Annotated in this window: 1 protein-coding gene; it reads right to left on the bottom strand. The window is 67.6% G+C overall.

Annotation, left to right across the window (positions count from 1 at the left end):
* Positions 1–1,763: TonB-dependent receptor plug domain-containing protein (locus ACYVDE_RS21770; protein ID WP_460503638.1), on the bottom strand; the 1,763-nt coding region annotated here is incomplete at both ends.

Below are 1,763 nucleotides of genomic sequence, written 5' to 3'. Positions count from 1 at the left end.
CGCGCTGCTGGTGCTGGCCAGCCAGGGCAGGGCGGCTGGCCGCCAGCTCAGGCTGGCTTCGAGGCCGTAGAGGCGGGCGGCCGCCTGCTGAAACTGATAGGTCGCGTTGCCCGGTACCACTACCACCGGCTGCCCGGCCGCATCCTGCAGACGGGCCTGGTAAATGAAGTTCTGCACGTAGTTGTGGAAGATTTCCACGCTCACATCCAGTGTGGGCTGGTGCCAGAGCGCGCCCACGTCCTGCTGCCAGCTAAACTCGGGCCGAAAGTCGCGGTTGCCCAGATACACGATGTGCGCGCCGGGGTCGAGACCGTTCGAGCCGATTTCGGGGATGTTGGGGGCGCGGTAGCCGCGGGCCAGGTTGGCGCGCAGCGTTAGCTGTTCGGTGGCCAGCCAGCTGCCGCCCACGCTGGCCGACACGCCCCGGTACTGGTGCCGAAATGCCGGAAACTGCAGCGTCGCGCCCGCTACGCCCGCCGAAGCCGCACCATCGAAGCCGGTGGCGGGGTTGGGAGCCACGTAAAAATCGGCCCACCGCACAAGGCGCAGGTCGTAGCGCAGGCCGCCGCTCAGCTCCAGCGCGCCCAGCGGCTTTTTCAGCAGCAGAAAGCCGCCGGCATCGAGCAGGTCGTAATCGGGAATGGGGAAATCGGTGGCCTGCTGGTGGCGGTTGCGCTGGCCCATGCCGTTGCTGCCCAGGCTGATTTGCAGGCCCTGCCACGCGGGCAGGTGGTAGCGCACGTCGTAGGTGTAGGTGGTGAGCTGCAGGTCGAGGCCGGCCTGGTGGGGCGCGGTGGGGTGGTTGAACTCCTCGCGGCGGTTTTGCTGCGCGCCCAGCAGCAGGTGCAGCTCGCCGCCGCCCAGGTGCAGCTGCGTTTTGGTGAACACCCGGTAGTGCCGGATGCGCTGGTGCAGCGGGCTAATGGTGTAGGAATGCAGCTCCTCCCCCCCCACCACCGGGCGATTCCTGATGTCATCAAGCCCGCTCTCCAGCACCTGCCGGGTAAAGCGCCGGCTGAGCGAGTCGCGGCTGCCATCCGGAATTTCCTGACGGTTGTCGTAGAGCGTGACGTAGGCGTGGGTACTGCCCCAGGCCTTGCTCAGGCCCAGCATTCCGGTCAAAGTCAGCTCCCGGAAGCCGGTGTTGTACACCGCGCCATCTACGGCATTGCGGTAGTCGCGGGCCAGGCGGTGGCTGGCCCGGAAGCTGGTTTGCAGGCCGTGGCGCTGGTAGTTCAGCCCCAGCGAGTTGCCGATGAGGCCGTTGTTCGACTGGTACTCGGTCAGCACCTCGCCGCGCAGGCGGCCGTCGGGGCCGTCGGGCAGGGCGGGCAGCAGGTTCACCACGCCGGCCACGGCGTCGGAGCCGTAGAGCAGGCTGGCGGGGCCTTTCACAACTTCCACGCGCTCAATATCGTAGCCATCCACTTCCACACCGTGCTCGTCGCCCCACTGCTGGCCTTCCTGCCGCAGGCCGTTGTACAAGGTCAGCACGCGGTTGTAGCCCAGCCCCCGAATAAAGGGCTTCGACACGTTCGGCCCCGTCGTTACGGCGCTCAGGCCCGGAATGCCGCGCACGGCCGCGTCGATGACGTTAGTGTTGGCGTTGAGGGTGATTTCGCGCCGGCCCAGCGTGGCAATGGGCACGGGGCTGCGGCGCAGCTCGGTGGCCTGGCTCACGCCCGTTACTACCACTTCGCCCAGGTCGGCCGCCGCCGTTTCCAGCCCGAAATCCACCGTCAGCGGCACGTTGGCCACCATCA

This window comes from Hymenobacter agri (assembly GCF_054778495.1).
This window is presented reverse-complemented; position numbering and strand designations above follow the sequence as displayed.